The sequence below is a fragment of the Leeuwenhoekiella palythoae genome (assembly GCF_900130045.1).
In the GTDB taxonomy this organism is placed as follows: Bacteria; Bacteroidota; Bacteroidia; order Flavobacteriales; family Flavobacteriaceae; genus Leeuwenhoekiella; species Leeuwenhoekiella palythoae.
The window spans coordinates 673283-697127 of record NZ_FQXT01000003.1; the positions used below are offsets into that span (position 1 = coordinate 673283).

At 36.6% G+C, this 23845-nt stretch carries 25 protein-coding genes; 13 read left to right on the forward strand and 12 right to left on the reverse strand.

The features are described from left to right. Nucleotides 1-102 precede the first annotated feature (102 nt). The 7 genes from sbnA (at nucleotide 103) to BUA96_RS10165 (ending at nucleotide 7749) form a co-directional block, all read left to right on the forward strand. Nucleotides 103-1080 (forward strand): 2,3-diaminopropionate biosynthesis protein SbnA, encoded by a 978-nt coding sequence (gene sbnA / locus BUA96_RS10135; protein WP_072982736.1) that lies wholly within the window; start codon nucleotides 103-105, stop codon nucleotides 1078-1080. Beyond that, nucleotides 1080-2843 carry an FAD/NAD(P)-binding protein gene (locus tag BUA96_RS10140; RefSeq protein WP_072982737.1) on the forward strand — a complete coding sequence of 588 codons (1764 nt, stop codon included), beginning with the start codon at nucleotides 1080-1082 and terminating at the stop codon, nucleotides 2841-2843. The genes sbnA and BUA96_RS10140 overlap by 1 nt, the downstream gene beginning before the upstream one ends. Continuing rightward, a complete protein-coding gene (locus tag BUA96_RS10145) occupies nucleotides 2833-4260 on the forward strand; it encodes a Y4yA family PLP-dependent enzyme (protein ID WP_072982739.1) in 1428 nt (475 codons plus the stop codon). Before BUA96_RS10140 ends, BUA96_RS10145 begins: the two co-directional genes overlap by 11 nt. A gap of 8 nt (nucleotides 4261-4268) precedes the next feature. Continuing rightward, entirely contained in the window at nucleotides 4269-4532 is a 264-nt protein-coding gene (locus BUA96_RS10150) for a SemiSWEET family sugar transporter (RefSeq protein WP_167596704.1), read from the forward strand. After that, complete coding sequence (locus BUA96_RS10155) at nucleotides 4529-5074, forward strand: hypothetical protein (protein ID WP_072982743.1); 546 nt, start codon at nucleotides 4529-4531, stop codon at nucleotides 5072-5074. The genes BUA96_RS10150 and BUA96_RS10155 overlap by 4 nt, the downstream gene beginning before the upstream one ends. Before the next feature lie 2 nt (nucleotides 5075-5076). Next, on the forward strand, nucleotides 5077-5484 hold the full coding sequence (locus BUA96_RS10160) for a hypothetical protein (RefSeq protein ID WP_072982744.1): 408 nt from the start codon (nucleotides 5077-5079) through the stop codon (nucleotides 5482-5484). A 126-nt stretch (nucleotides 5485-5610) separates the two neighbouring features. Further along, a complete protein-coding gene (locus BUA96_RS10165; RefSeq protein ID WP_072982892.1) occupies nucleotides 5611-7749 on the forward strand; it encodes a catalase in 2139 nt (712 codons plus the stop codon). 70 nt (nucleotides 7750-7819) lie between these two features. On the opposite strand, the gene BUA96_RS10170 is transcribed toward BUA96_RS10165, so the two are convergent. From BUA96_RS10170 to BUA96_RS10180, 4 genes are all read right to left on the reverse strand, one after another. Further along, a complete protein-coding gene (locus BUA96_RS10170) occupies nucleotides 7820-8668 on the reverse strand; it encodes an SDR family oxidoreductase (RefSeq protein ID WP_072982746.1) in 849 nt (282 codons plus the stop codon). Nucleotides 8669-8754: 86 nt separating this feature from the next. Then, nucleotides 8755-8880, reverse strand: a complete 126-nt coding sequence (locus tag BUA96_RS17440; protein WP_262490504.1) for a hypothetical protein — start codon at nucleotides 8878-8880, stop codon at nucleotides 8755-8757. A 108-nt stretch (nucleotides 8881-8988) separates the two neighbouring features. Continuing rightward, complete coding sequence (locus tag BUA96_RS10175; RefSeq protein WP_072982748.1) at nucleotides 8989-9387, reverse strand: hypothetical protein; 399 nt, start codon at nucleotides 9385-9387, stop codon at nucleotides 8989-8991. 20 nt (nucleotides 9388-9407) lie between these two features. Next, nucleotides 9408-9680, reverse strand: coding sequence for a hypothetical protein (locus tag BUA96_RS10180; RefSeq protein WP_072982750.1), 273 nt, complete (start codon nucleotides 9678-9680; stop codon nucleotides 9408-9410). Nucleotides 9681-9998: 318 nt separating this feature from the next. Here BUA96_RS10180 and BUA96_RS10185 point away from each other — a divergent pair, with 318 nt between their 5' ends. The 5 genes from BUA96_RS10185 (at nucleotide 9999) to BUA96_RS10205 (ending at nucleotide 15666) form a co-directional block, all read left to right on the forward strand. Beyond that, nucleotides 9999-10634, forward strand: coding sequence for a hypothetical protein (locus tag BUA96_RS10185; RefSeq protein ID WP_072982752.1), 636 nt, complete (start codon nucleotides 9999-10001; stop codon nucleotides 10632-10634). A gap of 164 nt (nucleotides 10635-10798) precedes the next feature. Further along, nucleotides 10799-11587 (forward strand): hypothetical protein, encoded by a 789-nt coding sequence (locus BUA96_RS10190; protein WP_128755679.1) that lies wholly within the window; start codon nucleotides 10799-10801, stop codon nucleotides 11585-11587. Between the two features lie 29 nt (nucleotides 11588-11616). After that, nucleotides 11617-14442, forward strand: coding sequence for a carboxypeptidase-like regulatory domain-containing protein (locus tag BUA96_RS10195; RefSeq protein WP_128755680.1), 2826 nt, complete (start codon nucleotides 11617-11619; stop codon nucleotides 14440-14442). 2 nt (nucleotides 14443-14444) lie between these two features. After that, nucleotides 14445-15089 carry a hypothetical protein gene (locus BUA96_RS10200; RefSeq protein WP_072982757.1) on the forward strand — a complete coding sequence of 215 codons (645 nt, stop codon included), beginning with the start codon at nucleotides 14445-14447 and terminating at the stop codon, nucleotides 15087-15089. A gap of 76 nt (nucleotides 15090-15165) precedes the next feature. Further along, the gene (locus tag BUA96_RS10205) at nucleotides 15166-15666 is read left to right on the forward strand and encodes a hypothetical protein (protein WP_139248996.1); all 501 of its coding nucleotides are present in this window, start codon (nucleotides 15166-15168) and stop codon (nucleotides 15664-15666) included. 163 nt (nucleotides 15667-15829) lie between these two features. Here BUA96_RS10205 and BUA96_RS10210 read toward each other — a convergent pair whose 3' ends face one another. Beyond that, nucleotides 15830-16120 (reverse strand): STAS domain-containing protein, encoded by a 291-nt coding sequence (locus BUA96_RS10210; protein ID WP_072982760.1) that lies wholly within the window; start codon nucleotides 16118-16120, stop codon nucleotides 15830-15832. A gap of 250 nt (nucleotides 16121-16370) precedes the next feature. Between BUA96_RS10210 and BUA96_RS10215 the strand changes: the two genes are divergently transcribed. Then, nucleotides 16371-17084: a hypothetical protein gene (locus BUA96_RS10215; RefSeq protein WP_128755682.1), complete on the forward strand. Its 714-nt coding sequence runs from the start codon at nucleotides 16371-16373 to the stop codon at nucleotides 17082-17084. Between the two features lie 104 nt (nucleotides 17085-17188). On the opposite strand, the gene BUA96_RS10220 is transcribed toward BUA96_RS10215, so the two are convergent. From BUA96_RS10220 to BUA96_RS10250, 7 genes are read right to left on the reverse strand one after another with little or no spacing between them, the layout of a single operon-like run. Continuing rightward, a complete protein-coding gene (locus BUA96_RS10220; protein WP_072982763.1) occupies nucleotides 17189-17908 on the reverse strand; it encodes a LytR/AlgR family response regulator transcription factor in 720 nt (239 codons plus the stop codon). 9 nt (nucleotides 17909-17917) lie between these two features. Further along, complete coding sequence (locus BUA96_RS10225) at nucleotides 17918-18235, reverse strand: Hpt domain-containing protein (RefSeq protein ID WP_072982764.1); 318 nt, start codon at nucleotides 18233-18235, stop codon at nucleotides 17918-17920. Nucleotide 18236: 1 nt separating this feature from the next. After that, entirely contained in the window at nucleotides 18237-19289 is a 1053-nt protein-coding gene (locus tag BUA96_RS10230) for a sensor histidine kinase (protein ID WP_072982766.1), read from the reverse strand. Then, on the reverse strand, nucleotides 19290-20423 hold the full coding sequence (locus tag BUA96_RS10235) for an FIST signal transduction protein (protein ID WP_072982767.1): 1134 nt from the start codon (nucleotides 20421-20423) through the stop codon (nucleotides 19290-19292). A 4-nt stretch (nucleotides 20424-20427) separates the two neighbouring features. Next, nucleotides 20428-22785, reverse strand: coding sequence for a PAS domain-containing sensor histidine kinase (locus tag BUA96_RS10240; RefSeq protein ID WP_072982769.1), 2358 nt, complete (start codon nucleotides 22783-22785; stop codon nucleotides 20428-20430). Then, nucleotides 22757-23323 carry a heme NO-binding domain-containing protein gene (locus tag BUA96_RS10245; RefSeq protein ID WP_072982770.1) on the reverse strand — a complete coding sequence of 189 codons (567 nt, stop codon included), beginning with the start codon at nucleotides 23321-23323 and terminating at the stop codon, nucleotides 22757-22759. Before BUA96_RS10245 ends, BUA96_RS10240 begins: the two co-directional genes overlap by 29 nt. Continuing rightward, nucleotides 23323-23739: a response regulator gene (locus tag BUA96_RS10250; RefSeq protein WP_072982772.1), complete on the reverse strand. Its 417-nt coding sequence runs from the start codon at nucleotides 23737-23739 to the stop codon at nucleotides 23323-23325. The genes BUA96_RS10245 and BUA96_RS10250 overlap by 1 nt, the downstream gene beginning before the upstream one ends. Nucleotides 23740-23845: the final 106 nt, after the last annotated feature.

A 23845-nucleotide genomic window follows, 5' to 3' on the forward strand; every position in this document is an offset into this window, starting at 1 on the left:
AGCATTTTAACGGGCTACTGTTAATATTTGTTATTCTGCTAGTTCACACAAGATGCGAAATATAATTTTAAGTAAACAATCCTATAACTAACCATAATCTCTATGTACACGCAATTGCCCACACCGCCCCTACGTCGAATTGAAAAATCCTCAGTGCTTGATACTATCGGAAACACTCCACTCATACATCTCAAGCGACTGTCTTCTATTACAGGTCGTGAAGTTTACGCTAAAATGGAAATGGCCAATCCTGGTGGCAGTATTAAAGATCGTACTAGTTTAGCAATAGTTGAAGAAGGAATTCGCAAAGGTCATTTTACAAAAGATACTACCTTGATTGAGAGTAGTAGCGGAAATATGGCTGTAGGTTTGGCACAAGTATGCTGTTATTATAACATTCCTCTAATTATCGTAGTAGATCCAAAAGCCAATCCGCATACATTGAAGATATTAAACGCGTATGGGGCTAAAATTAATAATGTACAAAAACCTATTGCTAATGGCGGCTATCTGGGGGCACGACTTGCTCGAATTCAGGAGTTACTTCTGGAAATCCCGAATTCGGTATGGACGAATCAATATCAAAATGAATCCAATCCGAAAGCGCATCATCGTACGATGCGAGAAATATATCAAGAGCTACCGGAAGTAGATTATGTTTTCGCCGCAACCAGCACTTGCGGTACCCTGATGGGGTGTGCCAATTACATTCAAGCGCACGGACTGAATACAAAGATGATTGCGGTAGATGCGGTCGGAAGCGTTCTTTTTGGTCATAAACCTCAAGAACGTCATATTCCAGGCCATGGTGCAGGACTACCCTCCCATTTTTTGAGAAGAGAAGCTATTGAAAGTGCGTGTCATATCTCAGATATGGAATGTGTTGAAGGATGTCATAAGCTTTTAGATACCGAAGGCATTCTTGCCGGCGGTTCTTCAGGAGCAGTCTTAAGTGCCTTTTTAAAATTACAGCAGCAACTGCCTGAGAATAGTAAAAGCGTATTAATTCTTTGCGATCGAGGAGAGCGTTATCTTGATACGCTTTATAATCAAAACTGGGTTCAAAGTCATCTAAAATAATGGAGTTCGCTGATTTTCACATAGGAATCATAGGTTTAGGACCTAAAGGCTTTTATGGATTTGAAAGGCTCGTAGCTGAACTTGATCGTTGCGATAATTGTAGTGCTATAACTATTCATATGTTCAACGAAACTGAAAATTTTGCAAGTGGGTGGATCTATGATCCTAATCAGCCCGAATATCTTTTGATGAACTATCCCAACAAATATATTTCTTGTAGTCCATCAAATGCCTTGCAACCGCTTATCCCTATTCAATCTTTTAGTGATTGGTTAAGTTCAACGTATAATCTCCCTAAAGAGCAAGTTGATTCACAGGTAGCTCCTAGAGCAGTAGTGGGAAGGTATTTACAGTATTATTTTGAACGTATTCTTAGCGCTGCACGTATTAAAATTAATATTCAACTACACACTACTTGTGTCACTGATATCCTGAAAGAAACAGAGGGTTATAAATTGCTGACAGAAAACACTTGTTGCAGGGATATACATTTTCAATCGCTTTTAATTACAACAGGCCACAGCCCTGCAATTCAAAGCTGTAAGCAGCAAAAGAAAGAATCACAATGCTATATCCCCTTTGTCTATCCACTTTGCGAAAACCTTAATCCTATTCCCCCTCAATCCACCGTGTTGTGTAAGGGTATGGGACTTACAGCCATAGATGCCATTCTTGAGTTGACTGAAGGGCGTCGAGGGGTATTTAAAAAAAATACATCAGGGGCTTTCGATTATTTAAAATCTGGACATGAGCCGGCATTGATAATTGCATATTCACGTTCTGGTATTCCTATTGTACCAAGAGGGGATCAAGCAGATATGCTAAATTCAACTAGTCATTTTCTAAAAAATAAGATCGATTCAATTTTAAATTCGCATACTCGTGTTGATTTTGAGAGGGACATACTGCCTTGGATCAAACTAGACATTGAATCAGCGTATTATCAGATGCTTTTTAAAATGTATGGGTTTGAGTATACACCTTCTGATGTAGCACACTTTAACACAGCAAAAACTGATTTTCATAGATTGAATTTGGCCATAGCTCCCTTTAAGGCAGATGAACTCCTCTACCCCGATGCACATACCAATCTAGACTACGCTAATTCACCTGAAAACTATTGGAATTTTTGGATTGAAGAATTAAATCATGCGCAAAGTCCGTGGGTAGCTGCAGCAAGTGCGTGGAGGAGTCTTTCTAAAGAGTTCAATAGACTTTACCAAACAGCGCTTCTAACTTCTAAATCAAGAAAACGGTTTCAAGATACTTATTTCGGACTTTTCAACCGGATTGCATATGGGCCTCCAATTGAAAATATTAAAAAAATGCTCGCCCTGCATCAGGCCGGAATTCTCAATTTTTCATTTGCAAGACATCCGAGTACAGTATTTACCAAACGTGGGTGGACGGTTATATTAAATGATCGTAAGCAGGATGCAGACTTTATGATTGATGCACGAATACCGCGGAAATTCTCCAAATCATCCGCAATACTTTTTAACGGAAATAGCACGACCTCTTTGTTCTCTTCCCCTCAAGAGCAAGATTGGATAAATTTACACTGTACCATTGAAGGGCACCCAATTTCATCTACCGGAGCCATAGAAAAAAACATCGTTTTATATGGTACACCCACAGAACATATACTATTTGATAATGACTCGCTTTCTAGAGCACATAACGATACGTCAAGTGCCTGGGCGCGTAACACTGTAAAAAACGTTCAAGAAATCAAAAATTACAACCTTACTTATGAATCCTAATTTACCTGCACTAACTCCTATTACTTCTCAATGGATGCATCAACTTATAGGCAATTTTGACCTTCTAGAGCACCTCTTAGAGGCATATGGTTCGCCAATAAATCTGCATCATTTAAAAGCATTTCAAGAAAATATAGAAGAGTATCAGAAAATTTTAGATACCTATCAGATCAAGTATCAATTGTTTTTTGCCAGAAAAGCAAATAAATTTAAGAATCTCATCCCTGCCGCAGCCCAAATGAATATAGGTATTGATACCGCCAGCTACCCCGAACTTCAACAATGTTTAGATCTTAATATCAGCTCAGACAAACTTATTTCTACAGCTGCCATTAAAAACAAAAAATTGTTACAAACTGCTATTGAGCAAGAGGTTTTACTTATCATAGATAATCAAGATGAATTCGATCAAGTTCTGGCGCTCTCTACTCAATTTAATAAAAAAGTAAAAATTGGTATTCGCATTTCAGGATTTGATTTTCAAGGTTCTCAATTAAAAAGTCGTTTCGGGTTTGATATCACAGCCGTTACTCAATTTATAGAACGTTACTTTAAAGATGCTACAGTTTTAAGCAAAATTCGTTTAGAAGGTTTTCATTTTCATTTAGATGGTTATAGTACCGCTCAACGTGGAACAGCGCTTCATCAAACCTTAGATCTTATCGAAATATTGAAACCTCTTGAATTACCTATTTCTTTTATTGATATAGGTGGAGGAATATTGATGAACTACCTGCAATCTCAACAAGAATGGGACTCATTTCAACACGTACTAAAACAAGCAGTCTTAGAACAGCATCCTTCAATTACTTACAATAACGACGGTCTAGGTTTTACTATGCGCAACGGGGAACTTGAAGGACATTTGCAAACGTACCCCTATTACAATGAGAATACTAAGGCTAATTTTCTCAAAGAAATTTTGGAAACGCCTAATCAAAATAATAAAACTGTTGTTCAACGACTACAAGCCAATAGTATTGAATTACGTCTAGAACCGGGGCGTAGTTTACTGGATCAAGTAGGAATTACCGTAGCCCGTGTAGCGCATCGCAAAATAGATGCAGAAGGAAATCACCTTATAGGTTTAGAAATGAATATGTCCCAATTAAAAAGTTCAAGTGCCGATTTTCTTTTAGATCCTTTTGTAAGCTATAAACATCAAAAATCTAATGCTGAACCTGTTCCTGTATATTTTACAGGAGCCTATTGTCTGGAGCGGGATATTTTATTGAAACGCAAAATCATGTTACCACAGCTTCCGGAAATTGGAGATGCAGTCCTATTTGTGAATACCGCTGGTTATATGATGCATTTCTTTGAAACTGAAGCCCATTTGTTTGAGCGTGCTCAAAATTTAAGCATTGCTGAGTACCAAGAGGATTATCAATTTGAGAATTTTGATCAGGAATATTAGACATGGACATGGAAACAATTGTAGGAACGACAGCTAGCATTTTTACGACAATAGCAGTACTCCCTCAGGTGTATAAAGTGTTACGCACTAAATCTGCCAAAGACATATCCTTACCAATGTTTATGTGCCTATTAATAGGTGTAGGGTCTTGGACCATTTATGGCATTCTCAAAGAAGATTGGCCTATTATTATTACCAATGGGCTTTCTTTTCTATTTAATGGAATGATGGTTTACACCAAATTGAAATATGATAAATCGTATACAAGATGAAAAACTTTATCAGCACAAACAAACGTGCTCTAATGGGTGGTTTGATCACCTTTGTATTTCTTTTAGTGGCAGTTTTTGTATTAGGAAACATCAGCGGTTATGAAGGTAAAGTGCTTATTGAAGCCTCTCTTTCTGGTATTAATATGCTGTGCAATACCATCGTTTTGGGCTCAGCTACCATTTTAACCTTATTGCTCACGCTCTTGGGTATCAGCACAAGTTCAAGATCTACATTAAAGAAAGCACATTATAAGCAGGTTGCGAATATTGCAAAATTAGATACTGTACTATTTATTTTTGCCTTAGTGCTTTTTCAGATTTTTAATATTCCAATTACTGAATCTGAACAAGTACCCACCTTTTGGTTTAAATATATTTATTGGGCAACACTCTTTTCATCCTCTTTATTAAGCGGTATGATGGTTACTGTTGTGCTCCTACTCTATACCACTGTCACCAATATTATAACGATTGTAGGTTTGGGTAAGGATCATTACCTGATATCTGAGGAGGAAATTGAAGAAGAAGAAAAACAAACCTAGTTATGAATATCGTCTCCTTATTTTTGATCACCTTAGCAAGTACTACAGTAATGACTTTATTCAGCTATGGCTTTAGTTGTTTAGTGCATCAAAATTTAGTGGAACCTTATTGGCTAAACCGACTGCTTTTTAAAAGAGAGGGCTGGCGTTCCCCTTACGGATGGATCACCCATTATATTACCGGAATTGGTTTTCTATACTTAATCGATCTGCTTAGGAACTATTTTTCGTTTCCTCAGTATTTAGAAATTTTAATATTCGGAGGGTTAGAAGGTGGTTTAGGAATCTTGATGTGGATACTTCTTTTTTGGTTTTCCAAGCCTTCAGAAACTTTTGACAGACAACGTTATTACCTCAATTTATTGATCGCACATATTTTTTTCGCAGCTACTGCCTTAGCACTTTTATAAATACGATTGCAAGCTTATGATTTAAGATAATTTTAATTAATTAAAAGGCATACTTTAACCTTTTAGATAGCATATGTTTTGAAGCAACTGTCTAATTTTAAACAGTTACTAACCAATATTGATGCTATGAGTAAAAAGCAAACTAGCGAGTTTAAATCAAAAAAAATTGATCAACTCGAGCAATCCACCAAGGATTATCAAGATCAGGTCATGACCACCAACCAAGGGCTTAAAGTCAATGACACAAACAATTCACTAAAGGCCGGAGAACGTGGCCCTACGCTACTGGAAGATTTCTTATTACGCGAAAAAATCACCAGTTTTGATCATGAGCGAATTCCAGAACGAATTGTTCATGCACGCGGTAGCGGAGCTCACGGGTATTTTGAACTCTATAAAAGCATAGAGAAGTATACCAAGGCCGGACTTTTTACCGATACTAAACGCAAAACTCCAGTATTTGTAAGATTCTCTACCGTCGCAGGCTCTAAGGGTTCTCCAGACTTAGCTCGCGATGTACGAGGTTTTGCTGTAAAATTTTATACTGATGAAGGAACTTGGGATTTAGTTGGAAATAATATGCCCATTTTCTTTATTCAGGATGCGATGAAATTTCCTGACTTAATTCATTCGGTAAAACCAGAACCCAATAATGAAATTCCTCAAGCAGCTTCGGCTCACGATACGTTTTATGATTTTGTTTCTAGGGCGACTGAAACCTTACACAATCATATTTGGGTAATGAGTGATCGGGCCATTCCTCGAAGTTATCGTATGATGGAAGGTTTTGGTATTCATACGTTTAGATTTATTAATAAAGACGGTAAATCTCATTTTGTGAAGTTTCATTGGAAACCAGTGCTAGGAGTTCATTCCGTAACTTGGGATGAAGCCGTTAAAATTAATGGTGCTGATTCAGATTTTCACCGTCGAGATCTTTGGGAAGCTATCGAGGCCGGTCAATATCCTGAATGGGAGTTTGGAATTCAAGTGGTTCCGGAAGAAGATGAGCACAAATATGATTTTGACCTGCTCGACCCTACCAAATTGATTCCAGAAGAATTGGTTCCGGTAGAAATAATTGGGAAAATGACTTTAAATAAAAATCCTGAAAATTTCTTTGCAGAAACCGAGCAAGTAGCTTTTCTTCCTGGTCATATAATTCCGGGTATAGATTTTACTAATGATCCGTTATTACAAGGACGTTTGTTCTCATACAGAGACACCCAATTATCGCGACTCGGAAGTCCTAATTTTCATCAAATTCCCATCAATCGTTCGGTAGCACCACATCATAACAATCAAAGGGATGGACATATGCAAACCGAAATCCCTAAAGGTCAAACTGCGTACTTCCCTAATTCCCTAAGTATGGGTTGTCCGCATTTGGCTAAAATGGCTGAAGGCGGATACACACACCACCAAGAGCGTATTGATGCGCACAAGATACGAGGACGCAGTGCTAGCTTTAGCGATCACTACTCTCAACCTGCTCTTTTCTACCGCAGTTTATCTTCTTGGGAGCAACAACACGTAGCTGATGCCTATACTTTTGAACTTGGTAAATGCAATCATAAACATATTCAAGAGCGTATGTTATGGATCATCAACCAGATTGACCAAGAATTGGCCAAGAAAGTTGCTGACGGCCTTGGATTGACCGTACCGAAGAAAATAGATGAACCCGTCAATCAAGCGATTGGTGCAGATGCAGAAATTGAAAAATTTCAACCTAATTCTAAAAAACAATATGTAGATAAAGATTCAAGTTTAAGTCAAGCCAATACTAAATTTGACAGTATTGCAACACGACAAATAGCATTTTTAGCTGCAGACCAGTTCGATATGAAACGTTTTGAACCTTACAAAACTGCTTTAGAGCAAGCTGGAGCAATGGTTAAAATAATAGCACCGCACGGAGGTTCAATAACTTGTGATCAAGGTATGAAACACGAGGTCGATGCGGCCATTTTAACAACAGAAAGTGTGCTTTTTGACGCCGTATTAATTGCCGGAGGTCAAAAAGCAGTAAAAAGCTTGCAAGCAAAAGCTAAATTTCAAAAGTTTGTCAATGAAGCTTTGAAACATTGTAAAGCTGTTGCTGCTTTGGGCGAAGGCGAAGCACTTCTAAAACACAGTGCATATAAGCACTATGAAAAAGATAAAGCCGTATTCATAGATGCTAAGCCAAAAGCATTTATCGATGCAATAGCGCAACACAGAAACTGGGAGCGTAAAGATAAGGTTGAAGGTATTGCCGTTTAGCTTATCCAATTATTCCATAAAAAAAGGCTGTCATTGACAGCCTTTTTATTTAGATATTTTTGGAGGCGTATTATGCACCCACTACCTCTCCCCCGTTCACATGTATGATTTGCCCGGTGATGTAGCTAGCATCCTGCGATGCTAAAAATACATAAGCAGGAGCCACTTCACTCGGCTGGCCTGCTCTGCCTAAGGGTACGTCTTGTCCAAATTGAGCCACCTCATCAAAGGTCGCCGGAATTAAGGGAGTCCAAATAGGTCCCGGAGCAACACCATTTACTCGAATTCCTTTCTCTGCCCAGGCTTTACTCAATGAGCGTGTAAAAGTAGTAATAGCGCCTTTAGTGCTGCTATAATCAATTAAATGTGATGACCCTCTATAAGCAGTTACGGAGGTCGAGTTAATAATACAATCCCCTTTAACCAATTTGTTTTCTAAATACTTGGCAAAGTAGAAGTAAGGATAAATATTTGTTTCAAATGTTTCTGCAAGTTGATCTTGATCTATTTCGCTAATGTGGTCTTTAGGAAATTGAACTGCAGCATTATTCACTAATATATTGATCGGTCCCAATTCTCGCGCTACTCGATCTACAACCTGTTCGCAAAATTTTTGGGATCGTACATCTCCTTCTAAAAGAAGACATGTTCTACCTTCTTTTTCTACGAGTTCTTGAGTATATCGAGCATCTTCGGTTTCTGATTTATAGACTATAGCCACATCAGCACCTTCTTTTGCAAAATGGACCGCTACGCTTCGTCCTATTCCACTATCACCCCCTGTGATCAATGCAATTTTATTCACTAATTTTTCTGAACCTTTATAGCTTTCTCTAACTATTTCAGGCTGCGGATTCATTTGAGCTTCACTTCCTGGAAGTTCTTGACTTTGTTCTGGAAATTGATTGGGCTTTGTCATTTTTATAGATTGATTGGTTAGTTGTATAGCAATGTTTAATTGGAAAAAGCCTGCTTATTACCGTAGAGTATAAGCAAGTTGCGTATCTACGCTCTTCTCTTTTTTTTACGGTCTTTAGTACTTCCGTATTGGTTTTTGTGATCATCTTTAATAGGACCTTTGTCTATATCCTTTTTATCCTCTTTTTTATCATTTTTACTTTTATCACTCATAATTGAAAAATTTTAGTTTGTTTTTATCTAAATCCTAGCAGCTACCGTATAATTGATCTTTAAGCGACCATGCTTTACCGTATCCTACTGGTATCAACAAGAACACAATTAGTTCATAGCATTTAAAAAGCCTTGCAATCGCTGCATATTTGATCGCAATTGTGGACTTGTATCTCTTGAAGCTTTACTGCATCCTTCAAGCAATTGGATTACTTTATTAAACTGTTTTGCCTCAAAGCTTCGTAGGTGGTTGGTTGTAGTAGGTTTTGGAAAATACAGTTGATTTTTAAGATTCACATCAGAATGTTCATTAGTACTGGATATATCTTTCTCTTGATGACAAATACTAGCTATAACTGCTGTTTTTAGTGCTCCTAAACGCTTATAAATATGTTTGTGATAGCAATCAGTTGCACTAAGTGCTAAAGCATAATATTCAGCAATGTCTAAACGATACACCCAGAGCACTGTTTTATAATTAGTAATATGCTGATGATTACCCTTCACAACTTAGTATTTTATAGGATTTAATTGATCTGATTAGAAACCAAGTATTCCCGTTTACATCGCCCCTCATTCATATCGTTGTAATCTATCTTAACCTTGTACGTCCCACTTTTGATTTCAGGATTAAACTGACCGGTCACTTTATCAAAGCCGCCAAACTCTGTCTGTGAGATCTGTATGATTTGATCTATCGACAAAGTAGATAACCATTGTTTTTCTGACTCAGTGCAGCGATAACGTTTTAGAATTGTTGCTATTAAATTAGCAAAATGACTGTTTGGAGAAGTTTTCATGATATCGTTTTTATTTTAAAATTAGTAGATGAAAACCATTCTACATCACTCCAAATATGACTTTAAATAAAGTTTAATATTATTTATTAAAATATTTTAAAATAGTGTACATCTAAGTCATTTTAGTATTGAGACACTGATTTAATTTTTTTAAGAATTTCAAACTCCAGAGCAAGTTAGCATTATGGAGGACATTGTTTATAGTACAATAATGGCAATCCGCCGTAGGATTAAGGTCTTCTATCGAATCATAGCTTTTAATATTTAACACGGGTTCTAATTTTAGCATTGTAAAATGTTAATCCTAAATATGTTATTATGAAAAAAGCAACTTTATTCTCAACACTCTTTTTAGCTGCAATCCTATTTTCGGCACAAGCGCAAAGAGCTGACGTTACTTCATTTAGTACTACGGCTAATGACTATGATAGTAATGTAGAAGTTTTAAATGTAGAAATGGTAGTTCCAGAAGTAATTGTCATTGATTTAGAAGATGGGACGGGCCAAGAGATTAATCAACTTCAGTTTGATTTTAGAAAAATGACTGCGGAATTGGAAGCTGGACAAATTAATTTTGATGAAATTGTTTCGGACCCGATATATTTGCAGTATACAAGTATTGTTACTGATAACACTTCTGATCGCAATAAAATAGATGTATCCTTTGCTGGTAATATTCCAGCAGGTGTAGATTTAGTTTTGAACGTTGATCCTTCTTTTCAAAATGCCCCATCAAACAATGGAACTCCGGGCACTATTCGGTTAAGTTCGATGGCATTTAATGCCACTAATACTACCGCCACCCTCGTGGATGATATTGCTAGTGTTTTTACAGGAAGTGGTGCTCAAAATGGAATTCTGATGAATTATTCTCTTCAGCAAAATGGGAGTTTCACCGATTTTGAAGCGGGAACCTATAATTCTACCATAACCTATACTATGACCAATATGTAAGTTGTGAAAAGGCAAAATAGGAGGTCTTTAGTACTACCTCAAAAGACCTCTTATACCCTAGCCTTTTTAAGTCTTTGAAGAGCACTCCATAGTTACGTCCTATATCTACTCTTAGCTTACTTGCTAAAATATTGTGAATTGTCTAACCAAACAGAATAGAATTGATGCGATTAAAAATATTTATAATAATACTATTGGCTTTAGCATTCGTTCAATCGAGTGCTGCTGGCGTAATAGTTTTAAACGGTCTAACACATCGGTATAGTGGTAATCAAGGGGAAACTATACAAGGTGAAATTATATTGTATAATCCCACCGATGCCAAACAGCTTATAAAGTTTGAACTACAGGATGTGCACTACTCTTGTGAAAGCTCACGCTATTTTACACAAAATACAACACATCCCAGATCCTCCAAAACCTGGTTTAACGGTAACCTCACTGACTATGAATTGGCACCTAAAGAAAAATTTGTTTATCAGTTTGAAATAGTGATTCCTCGAAACCAAACAATCAAGGGCAGTTATTGGAATATACTAATGATTGAAATAGATAAGCCTATGCGACAAAATAAATTAGCGTCAACCTTAGGGGTCGATTCTAAAATTCGTTATGGGATAGGCCTAATCACTCAAATTGGTCAAGCTGAACAAGTAGCTATTGATTTTGAGAAAGCGGTTCTGGATACAAAAAAGGAACAAACCAAATTAAATCTAGCCTTGATCAATACTTCATTTTTTTTGGAAGAACCAAACGTAGCTTTAGAAATATATGATATGGAAGGAAAGCTTATGCTATCTAAAAACAGTTCAAGACAAAAGCTTTTTCCTGAGAGTTGTTCCAAATATCTTTTTGACATTTCTAACCTTCCTAATGGTAAATATGAATGTCTAATCATTGCTGAATCAAGAAATGAATATGTAGGTACGCAAATGTCTCTTACCATTGAATAGCTCCTAAAAGAGCGTTGAAAATTACACTAATGCAACACTCAAATTATAAAATACTGATATGCATAATTTTGCTTAGTCAAACTCTGAGCTTTGCAAAAGAAACATCTTTGGGTGCTTTCATTGAAAGTAGTAGCACTTTAGTCTCTAATGTTGAACGTTACTACAGTAGTTTGAGCCTACTTAATTTACACCAACAGTCATTAAACACTGAGCCTGAAGCTGAATTAGTGTTAACCCTTAAAACAACGCAAAAAAGCTTTGACCCAAATTCAAGACATACTTTAGTTTTTGAAGTTTATAATCAAAGTAAAGCTTCAAAACAAATTAAAGTGCTACCCATCCTTCCTACAAGTTGGCAACTCCTATCAGTTTCCGCTATAAATCACCTTGCACCCGCAGAGAAAAAACTTGTTCTTGTACAATTTTTTATTCCTTCATATCAGGCGGCAGGCCAAGCACCAATTACTGTTAACCTTAATACACAAAATGAGCTCATAAGGTCAGAAAATTATACCATAAACGTCGCTACGCACCAAGATATTCGCGTTGAGCCACTTCCTGCTGCACCAAATCTAGAGGGAGGCACTTTGTTTAAAAGTTCTTTTGAAATCAAGAATATGGGAAACCAAACAGCTGCTCTAAAAATTAATTCAAGTACGTTTATTGATGGATTCAAAGAGATTCAACTCAAATCTGATGCAGATACCATTATCGTTGTTCAGCAAAGTACACCAAAATTAGTTCATGCTCCTCTTAAGGTCATTAACGATTTAGAAGTAGAAAACGTCAATACGCAAGTAAAAAAATACGCTTACAACAGTACAACAATATATCCTTCTAAAATAAAGCAAAAAGATCCTTTTTTTAGATATATGATAGATGCTTCTGTTTATTATAATTCCTTTACGAATTCTAATGATCATTTTTCCATTATGACAGCAGAGGTAAAGGGAAATGGCTTTCTTGATATACCAAAAGAGCATTTTCTAAGCTTTATTGTGAGAGGTCCTCAGAAAATTAATGTTAGACGGTTTGGTATTACTGATCAGTATAGCTTAATATATCGCTATAAAGATGCGACGACAGTTAAAGCTGGTGATCACGGTTATCAATTAAATAGACTAGGGTTTGGGTCAAGGTTTGGAATTGGTTTTAGTTTAGATCATTCTATTAATTCTAGATTAACATTCTCAGCTCTCTATGTAAAACCTAGGTTGTATACTTCTAATAATTCATCCTTTTATGGTGTAAAAGCACAATACCTACTCAGCCCTTCTTTTGGCGCTGGAATTTCAATAAGTCAATCTAAAGAATCTGTTTATAGATCATTTAGTCAAAAGAAGACTAACAATAATGACTTCGGTCAAATTGCAACTATTAATTTTGATTACCAAAACGCTAGACATTTTTTATACAGTGAAACTTCCTTAAGTAATTTTAAAGGAGATATTCAATATACTCAAATGCTCAATGCCGGTACAAGGTTGGGAAATTTTAGATTTAATGGGAATTTTACGGTTGCAGCTAAAAATTATTTTGGTACCGTAAGCAATGGACTACAGCTAAATACTAACATAACCTATGCTAAAAATAAATGGAATCTTTCTTTAGGTCAGAGCTTATCTAAAATTATACAAAATATAGATCCCAGATTTTCTAGTGCTACACCGTACTTCAAAAATTATTTCGCACGTCTTGGGTTTAAAATTGATCAAGCTAGTTTGTTAAGTATCCGGCTAGATCATCGCCTGCGAGAAGATCGACTCATGCCAAGAAACTATTTTTATAAAGAAATGGGTATGGACTATCAATACTCACTTAATTTACCGCGATTAAACCTAAATTTTAATGGTAGAATCGCTAAAACGAAAAATATGCTCCTAACCCAAAGCTATTATTTAAACAACTACTTTCATGGGGTTAACATTAACTATAACCTTCTCAAGGCATTTTCTGTGCGTGGAGGTTTTAATCATAGTTATACTAGTAGGTATTCGTTAGATGGTAAAACTTCTCATAATTATAGATACTCATTAGGATTGTCGACTTCAATAAATGCATTACGGTTTAACTTACTTTACACCAGTGGATTTACCCCAGAATATTTTCATCTTAAAAGAGATTATCTGAACGCTAGTATATTTTATAGCATAAACAATCATCATCATTTTGAAATTAGGGCTAATTACTATGAAAATCCTGGATTCCAAAATGCGAAGGAGGTTCTTGCATCAGCTAAGTATACTTATCGATTTGGTATTCCTTTAAAACGAACCATTAGTGCCGGTGGTATAAAAGGGTATATTCAAGTCCCAAAAAATTATCAGCTGAAAGAAGGAATTCAATTGAGTATTAATGGCAAAACTGTAATTGCTGATAAAAATGGTTACTTTGAGATTAATAATGTATCGGTAGGTAAACAATTTCTATTTATAGATCAATCTAAATTACCTAAGCATCTTATACTTGGTATTAAAAACCCTATTGAACTTGACATTGTTAAAAATCAATCACAAGATATCATAATACCTTTGGTTGAGGCTGCTTCATTACGTGGTAATCTTAATAAAGCACCAAAAGATTCAATTGTACCTAAGATACTTATACATTTGAAAAATGAAAAAAACGCTTACACACTTCGTAGCAATCCTGATGGCACCTTTCATTTTAAAGAAATAATTCCAGGATCATATGATTTGAATTTTCAATTTCTAGGCACTAATATGGATTACAAAGCTATACCCTCTAAACAAATTACTTTAAATGCCACTTCAACAAAATCTATTACGATAGATATTGAAAAAAAAGTAAGACAAGTAATTTTTAAGAGCAAGAAACTGTATATCAGCAATTAAAAATGAAAAAACTAAGCCTATATATCGTTATCTTTTGTTTAGTAAGTTCCGGTTTAACAGCACAGGCCGAAGCCGATTTTGAACCAACTACTATAAATGCATATGATCCTAATTCTTATGCCGCTGAATCTACAACTTCTTTAGGTTTGACAACCGTATTAAAACCAGAGGGTGATCAACGATCAATTCCAATACAAATAGGAATACTACCCATTAATCTAGTGGATATAGAAGGGGATCAAACCGCACAAACTATAGACTTGTCAGCCTTAGAAGCCGGAGCATCACTTCAAACAGCCGCGAGTACCATTTTTGATGATGAATTATGGTTAAATTTTACTTTTCGATCTGTGGATTACTCTAATGGAAACTTATATGTATATTCTAATCTACCCCTGCCTGATGGCATGCAAGTGACCGTAAATATTGTATCAAGTAATTTAGCAGATGGAAGTTATAACACGGCATCCTTTTATTCATCTGTCAACGTAACAAACCAAGGTAGCAACCCTGCCAGTCGATTACTTTACGATTTTCAAAATGGTTATACTGGTGATGGTTTTGGAAAAGGTTATCATATCAAATTTGATGTTCAAAATCCGTCAAGCTTACCTGATGGATTCGAAATTTACTTTGAAATTCTATAAGCTTATGGAAAGAATTTACCACATTTTTACACTGATGCTTTTTGTATTTGGATTCAATTGTTTTTCGCAAAGCAATATGTTTCCAGGCACCTTAACCATAGAAAATTCGCTCAACTTCAATCAAACAATTGGAGATGTAGTTCAAGAAGCTGGTGGCGACGATGCCTCCAAAGGTTTTATTATTTATGAGGGAAATATTCTAAGTTATACTACCGTTAATTGCGAAGCAAATATTTATAGGTATGGGGTTTATGCTTATGTTATTGGTTTACCACAAGGTGTGACTTTAGAAGCTCGTTTAAATAATAGAGGTATAGGTATTCCTTCCTCTATGATTACAGATCTTTCTGGAGCAGTTATTCCTCGAGATGCTTATTCACGGCCCGGTGGTAATGATGGTTTTCATGCCCTTCCTAACGATGGCTCCCAAGCAAATTTATTATATGAGTTTGTGGGATGCCGACAAGACATGAGTTTAGACATTAGAATCAAGGCTTCAAGTGCAACCTATATTCCAGCACTCAGCACTAACAATATTGAAATCATTTATACCGTAAGAGGTAAGCGCATACAATAATTACACTCTTAAATGAACCTCCTTTAAATAATTGGTGACGGTTTTTATTGGATATAAAAAAATTAGCGTCTTACTCATTAGTAAGATGCTAATTTTTTGTCAAAAATATTTTAGCCTCCCAAGCTTTTTTTAGAAGAACCAATTACAGGGTCAGATCAAACAACTAGGCTCGTATCTTGTAAAGCAGATGAGCTGTTCCCGTTTTCTCTATTGCCTTTAAAAAAGCACTATTTTCTAATCCTTCGAGAATTATTGTATTAGCGGGTGATTTTTGCTTAAGTAGATAGATCATATATAGACCCGATAAGTCTATTCGTTTTAGCTTTTTTAAACTGATAATAATTGTTTTATATTCATTCAGTTCAAATTCAATTTTGCGTTGCATTTCTGAAACATTAATGCAATCGATGGTTTCATTAATCTCAATACGTCTGTAGGATGCTATACTAACCATAATAATTATATTTTAAATTCATTTTAAATTACTGATTTTAAATAGCTTAAATAAAATTGATTCGATAAAACAACAGTTGCCTTCGATAAGTGAATTATTTGCTCAGATGAAATTTAATTTAGGAATATAGAATATATTTTAACAAAATGCAGTGCTTGAAAGATCCTGCAAATAGCGCAGGCTTTTCAGAATAAATAAATTCAAATTTATTCTTAATGTGTATATTGAGAAAGTAAACGATTTACTTTCAATGCACTATACGCTATTTTTCCTTTTACTGTGTACCGGCCTTTGTTTTGGACAGAAAGCCTACACTTTTGACTATCGCCTGGAATACCAGCAAACTTTTTTTAAAGATTCGATCCCTATAAAAAACCGTGCTTTTTATACGCAGGACAGCATTGCCACGGTTACGTACCTAACCAACTCTAAAGACAACAGCTATCACACAGTGCTTACAGCACCTGACAGTTTACACTACCTGTTAAATTTTAAAGACGAGAACGGACTTCAGTTTGTGGTGAGTTTTCTTAAGGCGGAATTTGATCAGGCAATTGCGATTAAGATTCCGTGTAAATTTGTTCGCAGCTATCGCAATGCGTATACCTATCAGACTAAACATTATGATTTTAGCCGTGCAAAAGATACCTTGATCGATGGTCTTCAATATCAATATTACACGCTAGCCGCAAACAATCCCAGAAGGGCTAAGAAGAAAAAAACCGGAACATTACTTTACATTATTGCTCCTAAAACTTCATTTCATTTGCCGCTGTTGACCCAAGCTACCGCTTTTGAAGAATGGAAAGCCACGCAAAACCTCCCTAACAGAATCTTCTACCGGAAGTACTTTATAGATTATTATGATCGAAAGGATACGCAATGGCAGTTACTCAACTATCAAAATATAAACCTAAAGTTGAGTATTGAGGCTGCTTGCGATTATACGGAGGGTTTAAGATAAGTAATAAAATAAGATCGCTATTGAAATTGGCTTTAACCTTGAACCCAATGTATCCATTTTCGGTAGATGGGTTTTAAGTATAGTTAAATGGAAAAACTGTTGCGTTAAAGCAAGTTAAGTCGCTTCATTAAAATAGGTCTATTGGATCTGCTGATAGGAATCACATCTTTTGCGATCAATACACTATTGTCTTCTATATCAATGATCTTATGATAATTGATCACATACGAACGGTGTATTTTTAAGAACTTACTTTCAGGCAGTTTTTCTTCTATTTTCTTGAGCGTAGAATGGACGGTGTAATTTTTACCTTCGGTTTTAATCAAGATGTAATCACCTTTAGCTTCGATGATCAAAATGCTATCAAAATTCAATTTGATCAAACGACGATCGATGTTGATATACAGGTCGTTCTCAGTCTCTTGTTGCGGCTGACTTTGTACCGAAGTATCCTGAATAGGCTCTGTGCTTGCTACAAATTGTTGCGCCTTTTGAACGGCCTTCAAAAAACGCGGAAGCGCCACAGGTTTTACTAAATAATCTACGATGCACTCATATTCAAAAGCCTCGATAGCAAAATTGCGATCAGACGAAGTCAAGACAATTCTAGGCGGATTTTTTAAAGTCTGAATAAAATCAAATCCTGTAAAATCAGGCATATGAATGTCAAGAAAGATAAGGTCTACCTCGTTTTGATTCAGGTATTTTATCGCACTAATCGCATTCTCAAATTGAGCTACCACTTCAACATCTGCGGTTTTATCACAGTGGTTGCGAATTATAGAACGTGCTAAAGCTTCATCGTCGATTATAATGCAATTCATAAGTAGGTTTTAAAGCTTCTTGACAAAAGCGTTAAGTTCATCAATGATTTTTTTAAAAGCTGGAGCAGAAGTTGGGTTTTCGGCTCTAAGCTCATTTTCATAAGCCGCTGCGGTTGCATAAGCTTCTTCCATATTCAAGATACTAATTTTATGTTTTAGCTTATGAACACTTTCGGCAGTTTGTTTAAAATTATTTTGCTCTAAATGAAATTGATACTGTTCAAGCTCAGCAGGAAGCTCTTCTTTAATGATACTGATCATTTCCTGCTCAAAGCTAGCAGTTCCGCCGGCGATCTCTTTGATCTTATCTAAATTTGGCTTTGTCATTTTAGTGTTTGGGCAAGGTAAAATAAAAGGTAGTTCCCTCTTTAGGTTTTGAACTTAACCAAATCTTTCCACCATAGAATTTTATGATCTTTAATACAATTGAAAGTCCAATTCCCTTGTGTTTAGCGTCTTGTTCTAAAGTTTGAAAAACTTGAAAAATCTTATCGTGATAGGCAGGATCAATACCTCTACCGTTATCAGCAATACTAAATTCATAGCATTCATCACGCTCTTCAAAAGTTACACGTACGACGCCTTGCGCTTTATCATTATAATTAATCGCATTCTGAATTAAATTTTGAAACAACTGCTGAAACCTAAACGAATTTCCATAAACTTTAGGCAAGTGCTTTAGCACACTAATTTCTATATGTTTAGGTGTATGCATTGTCGCCAGCAGATCTGTCACTAACCGATTGAGATCAATAGCGTGTTTGTCATCTACCGCCTTATCAATAGCCGAATATTCTAAAATCCCCTGAATCAGGTTATGCATATGCTCAACGTGTTCTAAAATAAGATCTAGATTTTCTATACTCTCCTCAGATAAGCGGTCATCTTCAATAATAAAATTAGTAAGTGCATTGATATTATTGAGAGGCGATTTTAGATCGTGCGAAACGATATGCGCATAGTCATTGAGTTCCTCATTTTGCTTTTCCAGTTGTGCGAGTAATTCGTCACGATGTTTATTGGTAGCTATAATTTCGCGTGTCTGGTTATCAATCACACGAGCAAGTTCTAGCGCATCCAGATTGATACTGTCTTTTTTAGGCGTCTCAAGCTGATTATTATACTTATAGAGTGCCGCAATGGTCTGTGTTAAACTCTCGATTATGTTTTTCTGCTGCGAGGTTTCTTTCTGCAAGTTTTTATTGGCCTCAAACAACTCATCAGAGCTTAAGGACATGGCACGCTGCACCATAGTCAACTGCTCTTCGTAATTAGTATACGAACTGCTCACAGCATCTAAAAATACCTGAAGTTGCTCGTCAAGCTCAACACCTTTTTCTAATAAATGCTTCCGTATCTGTCGTTGTAAAAGCCTATTCATCTATTCACTTATTAGCGTTAGTGTCATCGTTTGATTGTGCAATTCGCAGATGCGATCATCGGCAAATGGAGCGAGCTCTCCATAACTGTAAAATCCTGTGAGCGTGGTATTTTTTCCGAGCACTTCGCATACTTCTTCTAACTCTTCCTCTACCCGCTGATGCATGACTAACTTTCGGCCTACACAGCTTACTAAAATGGCCAATTCAGGGGGTGAATTTCGGTGTTCTACTGCGCGCTTCGCCGCTTCAGAAGCTCCGTCTACAATACCGTCTACGGTAGCCATCATAAGATTTACCCGTGAACCTTCTGGAGCGTCACCCGCTAAAACCATCGCATTGGTGTCTTCATCTATGTTGAGAATCGTACGTACTAACGGATTTTTTTTATGTTCAAACTGAACGCTTAGCGGATAAAGCAATGCCGCCTGAGGCAATTCTGAAGCTTTATCGCCTAAATACTTTTTGTAGAGATCCAGCGCAGGTCTGTGATCAAGCTCGTACAACACATTACCCGAAGATTTTGTAATAAGCCGCTCTGGGCCAAAAGAAAACCAACCCCCATAATTGGCAAAACTGATCTCTAGCGAGTCGCCATAAAGGCCTATAAGCACTACTTCGCCTTCCTTAGCCGGCTGATTATACCCACAAAGGGTTTTCTCAAAACGAGCATCATCTCCACATAAACCTCCAGTAATTGCAATATCAGTATCTAAAACCGATGATAAGCCGTTAATGAGTTCGCTCCCGTTTACAAAACTTCCTTCAGAAAGAACAAAAACATGTTTGAGTCCGTTTTTATTAATACGCTCTGCAAGAACTTTTCCGGTAGCAAAACTTTCTTTATTCTGTTCTAAAATGGATGCGCTTACGATCTCAAAAGCAGACTTTTCAAATTCTATAGCGGTATACGCCAAACCATCACTAAGCACATTAGTCCCTGTAATTTCGCCAGCAGTGGATCCTAAAACAAGATGCCCGTCAGGAAACTGCGCTCTCAATTGTGTGAAAATCGATTCATCTTCAAGTAAAAACCGGTTTGAAAACACCAGTACAAGCGGGGCTTTGAGAGACGATGCTACATCAGTATGTTGCCACTTGCCCGATGCATCGCGTGTGCCTTGTTGTATTTTCATTTTTTTACTTTTTTAGACTGAAATAAAACGTGGTTCCATCACCCGGCGTACTTTCTAACCAAATATCGCCATGATAAAGATCAATTATTTTCTTTACAATTGATAGGCCAATACCTGTTGAATCTTCGTGATCTGTCAAAGACTGAAAGATTTTAAATATTTTATTGTGATATGCCGGTTCGATCCCCATCCCATTATCCTCAACAGCAAAAACGTGGCGATGCGCTTCTTCGGTATACCTGATCTCCACCCAGCCTTCTGCTTTATCACAATAGCGTACTGCGTTGCTGATCAAATTCTGAAACACCTGCTGAATGCGTATACGATCAATAGGTATGACAGGCATAGGGCCTTTCTTAATTTTAATATGATCAGGAATGTGAATAAGCTCTGTAACGCCATCTATCACACTACCTATATCTGTTGCGTCATCCTGAGTATGATCGCGCTGAATACTGCTGTAATTTAAAATACCTGTGATTAAAGCTTCCATCTTTTCTAAGGTATTTTCTAGATTTTCAAAATTCTCAAGACTTTGATCGTCAAGATGCTGCAAATTATCTTCCTTAATCCAATTGGCCAATGCATTAATACTTCTCAACGGACTTTTTAAATCGTGAGAAACCACGTGAGCGTATTCTTGCAATTCGCGGTTACTCTTTTCTAGATTGGCAAAAAGCAAATCTTTTTGAGCTTCTAAATTTTTAATTTCGGTAATATCCAGATGAATCCCTATAGAACCAACAAGCTTTCCGTTGATGTCAAAATTGGGAGCTCCACTAATTAACCAATTACGCTTTTGCCCGGTTTTGTTGAGCACCTCAACTTCATAAGAATCAGAAACACCTTGTGCTCTAACTTTAGTTTTGCTGTGAATGATCTCTTGACTTTTAGGCTTCATAAAAAGTGCTGCAGCTTTTTTACCTATAAGCTCTTCTTTACTGAAACCACTAATTTCACAAAAACTCTGATTGGCTAGTAGAATACGATCCTCATTATCTACTTCGAGCAAGCCTAAATTCATATTAGCGATAATACTGCTGTATTTCTCTTTTTGCTGCTGCAAATCGTTCTTATAGCGGCGTTGAAGCGTAACATCTGTGTAGCTCCATAAATGCCCTTTGTAGTTACCGTTAGTGAAAATAGGCACAAAATCCCGTTCCAAAATTCGACCATCTTTCAGTTCAAGCTCATCACCGGTAACGAGTTCGCGCGCAGAAATGATTTCCTTTATACGCGCCACAAATGCTTCCGGATCTTTAAATAGTGGTTTATTTTCTTCCGCCGCATTAATACAGCTTAGGCCTTTTAAAGCTTCCGGCTTTGCCGAAATACCAAACATATCGCAAAACATCTGATTGGTAAGCACAATGTCGCGCTGTTCATCTTCTAATAAAATTCCGTTTTGTAGTCGGGAAATAAGGGCAGAAAGTCGGTTTTCAGATTCTACCAATTGCTCGCGCGCCAGCAGTTCTTTAGTCACATCTTCAACAGTGATCACCTCTTGAATCTGCATCCCGTTTTCAGGATTTTTTATCGCTGTGCCATTGATCTTAGTAGTAATGATCTGGCCGCTTTTTGTGATGTACTTTTGAGTACTTACAAAAGCATTAACCGCTCCTTCTTGCAAAGCCTCTAGCTGCTCTTTATAATCCGATTTTTCAGCAGCAAAGGTTAGGGCTTTTAGGTCTTTTCCTAAGATTTGATCCTCGGTAAAAGCGAGAATATTTTTAAAGCTTGTGTTACACTTTTGAATCTTACCATCTATGGCAAGCGCTATGCCTAAAGGTGAGTTGTTTACAATAAATTCAAGCTGTTGTTTTTGCTCCTCAATGATTGTGGCTTTGCTCTCTTCTAAAGTTATATCGCGCACAATGCCCTGCGCGACAATTGCTTTATTATTCTCATCAAGAATGGTACTGGCATTTATATGAACACGCCTGATCTCACCAGATTTGGTGCGTATACTCACTTTAAAATCTGTGATACTGCCTTGTTTAAGCAATTTTTTAAAGGCCGTTTCAACAGATTTTTGTTCTTCCTCTAATACTAAATAGGGTAAAAAAACGGGTTCTTTGGTGGCATCATAGCCCATTAATGTAACGGCAGCATCGTTCATCTTTAATACCCGACCATCAATATCAATGACGACATAGGCATCAGCCAGATTTTCAAAAACGCCTTGTAACTCAGAATTCTTCTGATAAATTAATGATTGAAGTTGATCATTAGATTTTTTTAATTCTTCAGAAAGCGCGTATAGCTCAGTAGACTTTTGCTCTAAAATAGCCTCTGCAGCTTTACGTGCACTACGCTCGCGAGCGATAAGTCTTTTATATAGCGCTACGTTTTCTGTTTCCATGACCTTTTTCTATAAAAAACCGTACGTGCGTACCATCTGATTTTAACTTTTGAAAACGCACTTTAGAATCAAAACCAAAATAAGTAAACGTCTCGTGCATAAGGCAAAGACCAAAGCTATACATAGCTCTACTAGAATGGTAGTCTAAAATTAAAGATTGGTTTGTTTTATTTATGGTTTTAAAGGTGGGTAACTGGGAGTCCGGATAAATTTTGCGTACTTCTACGTGAATGTGATCTTCAATGGAAGCCAATAATTCTAAAGGATCTGTGTAACTGTTTAAAAGCGCCGCATAGCTCGTCTCGATGACTTTAAAAAAATGCTGTGCATAAACATATAAAAGTTCGTCTATACTCAGCTGTGTGCGTTCACTTAAAGCGGTTAATAAGCTCACCATCTCGACGAATTTATAAGTGCCTACCGCAGTATAAGCTCCGCCAGATTCAAGGTCAGACGCCTGAATGATCGCATCAACCATCTCAAGACCAAATTTATCTTCTACAAGCTCTAAAAATTCAGTAAACACAACACCTTTCATCACGTATGAATTAATTCGTTAAGACTCCAGTAATTTAGCAGATTAGTAATTTTACTCACATAATCTTCATATTTTAAAGGTTTAAGCACATAACCCGCGATTCCTATTTCATAACATTGCTTTACATCATTATGATTGCTAGAAGTGGTCAAAATGATCGTAGGAATGTATTTAAGCATTGCATCTGCTTTCAAGATCTTTAAGAACTCGATCCCATTAATTTTAGGCATATTGAGGTCTAGTAGAATAATATCTGGCAAGGCGCTTTTATCTTCTAAAATATGTAATGCTTCTTCGCCATTTTTTGCTTCTATCAAATGATGCTTCAGGGCACTCTGTGCGAGCACGCGTTTGAGTTTCATAATCTCAATGCGGTCGTCTTCGATTAACAAAATGGTTAAGACTCTTCCTTTCATTTCAATCTTATTTGAATTGGGTAATTACCTATTAATTTTATTTTACAAGAAAAACCCTTTAGGTTCACTAGACCTAAAACATTTTACTTCTAAAAAATTCCAAAGC

Excerpts from the sequence above, each read along its gene's own strand:
- BUA96_RS10230 (WP_072982766.1), bottom strand. The coding sequence starts at position 19,289 with ATGAATAGGCTTTTACAACGACAGATACGGAAGCATTTATTAGAAAAA.
- BUA96_RS10160 (WP_072982744.1), top strand. The coding sequence starts at position 5,077 with ATGAATATCGTCTCCTTATTTTTGATCACCTTAGCAAGTACTACAGTA.
- BUA96_RS10205 (WP_139248996.1), top strand. The coding sequence starts at position 15,166 with ATGTTTCCAGGCACCTTAACCATAGAAAATTCGCTCAACTTCAATCAA.
- BUA96_RS10185 (WP_072982752.1), top strand. The coding sequence starts at position 9,999 with ATGAAAAAAGCAACTTTATTCTCAACACTCTTTTTAGCTGCAATCCTA.
- BUA96_RS17440 (WP_262490504.1), bottom strand. The coding sequence starts at position 8,880 with ATGAGTGATAAAAGTAAAAATGATAAAAAAGAGGATAAAAAGGATATA.
- BUA96_RS10190 (WP_128755679.1), top strand. The coding sequence starts at position 10,799 with ATGCGATTAAAAATATTTATAATAATACTATTGGCTTTAGCATTCGTT.
- sbnA (WP_072982736.1), top strand. The coding sequence starts at position 103 with ATGTACACGCAATTGCCCACACCGCCCCTACGTCGAATTGAAAAATCC.
- BUA96_RS10240 (WP_072982769.1), bottom strand. The coding sequence starts at position 22,785 with ATGGAAACAGAAAACGTAGCGCTATATAAAAGACTTATCGCTCGCGAG.
- BUA96_RS10155 (WP_072982743.1), top strand. The coding sequence starts at position 4,529 with ATGAAAAACTTTATCAGCACAAACAAACGTGCTCTAATGGGTGGTTTG.
- BUA96_RS10210 (WP_072982760.1), bottom strand. The coding sequence starts at position 16,120 with ATGGTTAGTATAGCATCCTACAGACGTATTGAGATTAATGAAACCATC.
- BUA96_RS10235 (WP_072982767.1), bottom strand. The coding sequence starts at position 20,423 with ATGAAAATACAACAAGGCACACGCGATGCATCGGGCAAGTGGCAACAT.
- BUA96_RS10180 (WP_072982750.1), bottom strand. The coding sequence starts at position 9,680 with ATGAAAACTTCTCCAAACAGTCATTTTGCTAATTTAATAGCAACAATT.
- BUA96_RS10245 (WP_072982770.1), bottom strand. The coding sequence starts at position 23,323 with ATGAAAGGTGTTGTGTTTACTGAATTTTTAGAGCTTGTAGAAGATAAA.
- BUA96_RS10165 (WP_072982892.1), top strand. The coding sequence starts at position 5,611 with ATGAGTAAAAAGCAAACTAGCGAGTTTAAATCAAAAAAAATTGATCAA.
- BUA96_RS10215 (WP_128755682.1), top strand. The coding sequence starts at position 16,371 with ATGCACTATACGCTATTTTTCCTTTTACTGTGTACCGGCCTTTGTTTT.
- BUA96_RS10225 (WP_072982764.1), bottom strand. The coding sequence starts at position 18,235 with ATGACAAAGCCAAATTTAGATAAGATCAAAGAGATCGCCGGCGGAACT.
- BUA96_RS10250 (WP_072982772.1), bottom strand. The coding sequence starts at position 23,739 with ATGAAAGGAAGAGTCTTAACCATTTTGTTAATCGAAGACGACCGCATT.
- BUA96_RS10200 (WP_072982757.1), top strand. The coding sequence starts at position 14,445 with ATGAAAAAACTAAGCCTATATATCGTTATCTTTTGTTTAGTAAGTTCC.
- BUA96_RS10140 (WP_072982737.1), top strand. The coding sequence starts at position 1,080 with ATGGAGTTCGCTGATTTTCACATAGGAATCATAGGTTTAGGACCTAAA.
- BUA96_RS10145 (WP_072982739.1), top strand. The coding sequence starts at position 2,833 with ATGAATCCTAATTTACCTGCACTAACTCCTATTACTTCTCAATGGATG.
- BUA96_RS10170 (WP_072982746.1), bottom strand. The coding sequence starts at position 8,668 with ATGACAAAGCCCAATCAATTTCCAGAACAAAGTCAAGAACTTCCAGGA.
- BUA96_RS10220 (WP_072982763.1), bottom strand. The coding sequence starts at position 17,908 with ATGAATTGCATTATAATCGACGATGAAGCTTTAGCACGTTCTATAATT.
- BUA96_RS10195 (WP_128755680.1), top strand. The coding sequence starts at position 11,617 with ATGCAACACTCAAATTATAAAATACTGATATGCATAATTTTGCTTAGT.
- BUA96_RS10150 (WP_167596704.1), top strand. The coding sequence starts at position 4,269 with ATGGAAACAATTGTAGGAACGACAGCTAGCATTTTTACGACAATAGCA.